Below are 4712 nucleotides of genomic sequence, written 5' to 3'. Positions count from 1 at the left end.
AGTTCCTTCTGGATTTCCTTCGGAATCCCATTGCCTTCTGCCGTTTCTTTCTTCGCGGCTAGCTTAATGACATTACTTGCTTTTACTCCTCCTTGGGACCCAGGACCACGGCGGCCACGGCGCAGAGGATGCCCCCCACAGCGAACACCCACCAGGCCGTCTTCCACATGTACAGGGCNAGGCCCNGTCCTACGTAAANGGCCGTGGCCAGCAGCATGATGACGGTGCAGACGGTCCCCACCAGATTGTTTCGCCGCTTGGCCTNCGGCGAGGGATTGTNCTCCCGGTTNTACTTTTCCACATCGTATTTGTCGTGCTGGATGCTTCCGTAGATGAAGGACCACACCGCCCCGGCGATGATCAGCAGGAAAAAGGCCATGCTGTAGGACTCATAGGGCTCCCGCTCCGGGAAGGCGGAGAAAAACAGCAGCAGCAGGACCACGGCGAACAGGATTGCCCCCACGCCTCCGGCGATGTGCCAGACGAATCTCCGCTGAAAGGCCTCCTTCTGCTCCTCGGTGTAGAAGTCGGCGATCACGGGGTTTTTCCTGCGGAAGTTTTCAAGCTCGATGCCGGAAACCACCAGGACCACCACGCACACCGTGATGACCAGCAGGAGCGCCGCGCCCGCCAGGGCCTCCGGTGCGCCCAGGACCTCCAGCAGGCCGCTCACGCCCACGCCGGCGATGATGGCGGAAACTGCCAGGGAGATTCTCCAGGCGAAGCGGGTCATGAAGCCGTCGTACTTGGCCGTGTCGGCCACCCGGCTTTCCTCCACGCTGCCTCGGAGGAGCGTGTCCAGGTTCACGTTATAGAGGTCGCAGATGTGCAGCAGGGTGTCCATCTCGGGAAAGCTCTGACCGCCCTCCCACTTGCTGACAGACTGGCGGCTGACGTCCAGCTGTTCCGCCAGCTGCTCCTGGGTGATTCCGGCCTGGGCCCGGATGAACTGCAGGTTTTCGGAAAACGACATTTGGGTAATCCTCCTTGAATTTGGTGCCCTTATTCTGCCGGAGCGGGCGGCGCAGCGCCAGCGATTTGGTGTTGCGTTTGAAGAAATCCATGTAAACTTTGGGTTGCGCTTCCCATTTTAGCGGCTTTTCCGGACAAACGCAAGGTTCCCGATTGCGTTCCCGCCGGAAATCCGCTATAATCAATCTATCAAATATCGACACGCGGGAGGTACGGACACATGAAGCTGGCGGCGGCGGCGCAGATGCGGGAACTGGACCGAAGGGCCATAGAAGAGCGGAAGATTCCCTCCATCGACCTGATGGAGCGGGCGGCGGCGGCGGTGGCCCAGGCGGCTCTGGACGCCCTGCCGGATAAGCCTCAGAAGTGCCGGGCGGCGGTGTTCTGCGGCGCGGGGAACAACGGCGGGGACGGCATCGGCGCGGCAAGGCTCCTCTTTTTGATGGGCCTCAAGGTCCGGGTCTTCCTGGTGGGGGACTATAACCGCCTCACCCCCGACGCCATGGAGGAGACGGGCCGTCTCAGCGAGTGCGGCGTGGCGCTGGAGGACTTCAACCCCCAGGACAAGGCCCAGGCCGCCTGGGCCCGGGGAAGCCAGGTGGTCGTCGACGCCATCTTCGGTGTGGGCCTCTCCCGGAACATCGCCCCGGATTCCAAATTCGCCGCCGCCGTGGACCTTATCAACTCCTGCCGCAGGGGGACGGTGATTGCCGCCGACATTGCCAGCGGCGTGGAGGCGGACACGGGGCGGATTTTGGGCCGGGCCGTCCGGGCGGATCGGACCGTCACCTTCTCCATGCCAAAAACCGGGCAGTTCGCCGGGGACGGGGCCGTCCTCTCCGGGCGGGTTACCGTCCATGACATTGGCGTCCCCGCCGCCCTGGTCCGGGAGGTTTCCTGCCCCGTCCAGACGGTGGAGGCGGACTTCGCCCGGGCGGCCCTGCCGCCCCGGAAGAAGGACGGCCACAAGGGGGATTTCGGCAAGGTCCTCGTCGTGGGCGGGGCCGTGGGCTATACCGGCGCGCCCTACCTCACGGCCTCGGCGGCGGTGCGGTCCGGCTGCGGGCTGGTGTACCTGGGGGTGCCGGAGAGCATCTGGGAGATCGAGACGGTCCGCTGTGTCTCCGCCATGCCCTTCCCCCTGGCGGACCGGCGGGGGCGGCTGAGCCGGCGGGCCCTGCCGGAGCTCCTGGAGCGGCTGGAGGGCTGCGGCGTCCTGGCCCTGGGGCCGGGCCTGGGGCGTGGGGAGTCCGTCCGCCAGCTGGTTCTGGAGGTCCTCCAACAGACGGAAAAGCCCGTGGTCCTGGACGCCGACGGCATAAACGCGCTGGAGGGACATATAGATAGTTTGGACAGCCGCCGGGGGCGGGTCACCATCCTGACCCCCCATGGCGGGGAGTTTGCCCGCATCGGCGGAAATCCCGCCGGGGACCCGGTGGGCGCGGCCCGGGCCTTTGCCCGGGAGCATGGCTGCTTTTTAGTCCTGAAGGGCCACCGGACCGTCACCGCCGGGCCGGAGGGGAACGTGCTGGTGAACACCACCGGCAATTCCGGCCTGGCCAAGGGAGGAAGCGGCGACGTGCTGACGGGGCTCATCGCCTCGCTGCTTGCCCAGGGGGCCGGTCCGGTGATGGCGGCGGCGGGGGCCGTGTGGATCCACGGCCGGGCCGGGGACCTGGCGGCGGAGGCGCTGACGGAGTACTGCGTCACGCCGGAGGACGTCATTGCCGCGTTCCCCAGGGTATTTTCAGAGCTTCAAGGAAATTGAATATCAAGGAGGTTTTCCGGTGCGCCTATGGAAGTGCGTACCAATGATAACCCTGCTCTTGCTGCTGGCGGCCTGCGGCGGCGGAGACGGCGGGGACGGAGCGTCCCAAACGGCGGACCTGCGGGACCGCTATCACGACTGCGCGGGCTGTGCCATGGAGGCGGTTGTCTCCTGCGATCAGGAGGGCCTGGCCTGGGAGGCGGAGCTTCGCTGCGAGTACGTCCCCGGCGGGGAGAGCACGGTGGAGGTGCTGGCGCCGGAGGCTATCGCCGGGGTGCGGGCCGTGCTCAGCGACACGGACTGGCGGCTGGAGTATGAGGACGCCAGCCTCAACGCCGGGACCCTTGGCGACGAGGAGATCAGCCCTGCCGCCTGCCTGCCCCGGCTGATGAGCGCCCTCCGGGACGGGTGGCTGCTGGAGGAGAACCAGGAGGAGTGGAACGGCGTGCCCTGCCTCCGCCTCACCGTGGACCAGACGGGGGTGAAGGACGGGAAAATTCTCTCCACCGTTTGGCTGAACCTGGCGGACGGAACCCCGGTCCGGGGGGAAATCGCCGTGGACGGGGAAATCATTTTGACGGCGGACTTTACGAGCTTCTCCTTTTATGATACAATAGCGAAAGACGGCGCTTGACGCTCCGCACAGACCGGCCTCCCCCCGCATAGGATGANGTGGGGCGAGGACGCCGGAATTTGCCCCTCCCACGGCGAGGACGCAAGTTTGCGGGAAGAGGCGTATAAATTCCGAAACTGCGTGGGAGAATGAAAGTGGCCTCACCGAAGGGGGACGCGCTTCCCCTTTCGATGGCGGGTACTTCTTTCGGCGGAGTGTGAACTTTGTGGATACGAGTGTCAAGCGCGGCGATATTTACTATGCCGATCTCTCCCCGGTGGTGGGCAGCGAGCAGGGCGGCGTCCGTCCCGTTCTGATTATTCAGAACGACACCGGAAACCGCTACAGCCCCACCGTGATCGCGGCGGCCATTACTTCCCAGACCGGGAAGACCCGGCTGCCCACACATATCGACCTCCCCGTGGACCAGAGCTGCGGCCTGAGCCGGGATTCCGTGGTCCTGCTGGAGCAGGTGCGGACCCTGGACAAAAAACGGCTCCGGGAACGCATGGGCCACGTGGAGGAAAATGTGATGAACAAGGTGGACACGGCCATCGCGGTCAGCTTCGGGCTGCCCCACGACCAGTTGGTTTGAGGTTCCCTCCCGGCGGAAGTTCCTTCCGCCGGGAGGGCGTACGGAGGAGGTACATATGAAAAAAGACAGGTGGCTGCTGCGCGCCGTGGTCCTGCTGGCCCTCAGCGCCGCGCTGATGAGCGGCGTGTCCCTGGNGGCGGAGGCGGGTTCCCCCCAGGACCCCCTGGTGACCCTGAGCTATTTGAACGACACCTTTTTCTCTCAGCTTATGCAGCGTGTGGACCAGAGGATCGCTGAACGGACGGGACAAGCCCTTCCCGGCGNCGGGGCCTCCGCCTCCTTCGTGGTGGTGACCCTGAACGAGGGACAGACCCTCACNGGCGGCGTCGGCTGCGAGGTGATGCTGCGGGTGGGCAGCGCCGTCTGCGTCTCCCCCTCGGACCCGGGGCTCGTCGACGAGACTACCGCCTCCACCCTGGCAAACGGGGGCGCGCTGGCCCAGAACCACCTGTATATGATGACCATCGAGGGCCGGGGCGTCCGGGCCACCGCCGGGACGGTCAAGGTCCTGGCCCGGGGGAGCTATACCGTGGCCTGAATCACATAGTCCCGCCCGCTTGCGCATAGAATGGCGTAAGCGGGTTTCTATTTTATAACGGCGGGAGGGACGGCGGACATGGACAAATTCCCCTTACTGATGGACGGCAAACCCACCGGGGAGCTGACCGCGGAGCGGGAGGGGCTCTACACCTGGTTCTCCGCCCGCTGCCCCCTGCGGCCGGATGGGCTCTGGTGTGCCTGGGCCGTGGGGGACCGGGGGGAGC

At 65.6% G+C, this 4712-nt stretch carries 4 protein-coding genes; 3 read left to right on the top strand and 1 reads right to left on the bottom strand.

The features are described 5' to 3' along the window. Positions 1 to 82: 82 nt before the first annotated feature. Entirely contained in the window at positions 83 to 973 is an 891-nt protein-coding gene (locus JX325_RS12810) for a helix-turn-helix domain-containing protein (RefSeq protein WP_204791498.1), read from the bottom strand. 219 nt (positions 974 to 1192) lie between these two features. On the opposite strand from JX325_RS12810, the gene JX325_RS12805 reads away from it, so the two are divergent. The 3 genes from JX325_RS12805 (at position 1193) to JX325_RS12795 (ending at position 3948) form a co-directional block, all read left to right on the top strand. After that, positions 1193 to 2740: an NAD(P)H-hydrate dehydratase gene (locus tag JX325_RS12805; RefSeq protein WP_204791497.1), complete on the top strand. Its 1548-nt coding sequence runs from the start codon at positions 1193 to 1195 to the stop codon at positions 2738 to 2740. A gap of 43 nt (positions 2741 to 2783) precedes the next feature. Continuing rightward, on the top strand, positions 2784 to 3374 hold the full coding sequence (locus JX325_RS12800) for a hypothetical protein (RefSeq protein ID WP_243414081.1): 591 nt from the start codon (positions 2784 to 2786) through the stop codon (positions 3372 to 3374). Positions 3375 to 3579: 205 nt separating this feature from the next. Beyond that, positions 3580 to 3948: a type II toxin-antitoxin system PemK/MazF family toxin gene (locus JX325_RS12795; RefSeq protein ID WP_204791495.1), complete on the top strand. Its 369-nt coding sequence runs from the start codon at positions 3580 to 3582 to the stop codon at positions 3946 to 3948. Positions 3949 to 4712: the final 764 nt, after the last annotated feature.

Origin of the sequence: Oscillibacter sp. CU971 (genome assembly GCF_905219725.1) — a bacterium.
GTDB lineage: Bacteria > Bacillota > Clostridia > Oscillospirales > Oscillospiraceae > Oscillibacter.
The sequence above is the reverse complement of the archived record's forward strand: the minus strand, read 5'-3'. Positions and strand labels throughout refer to the sequence as shown.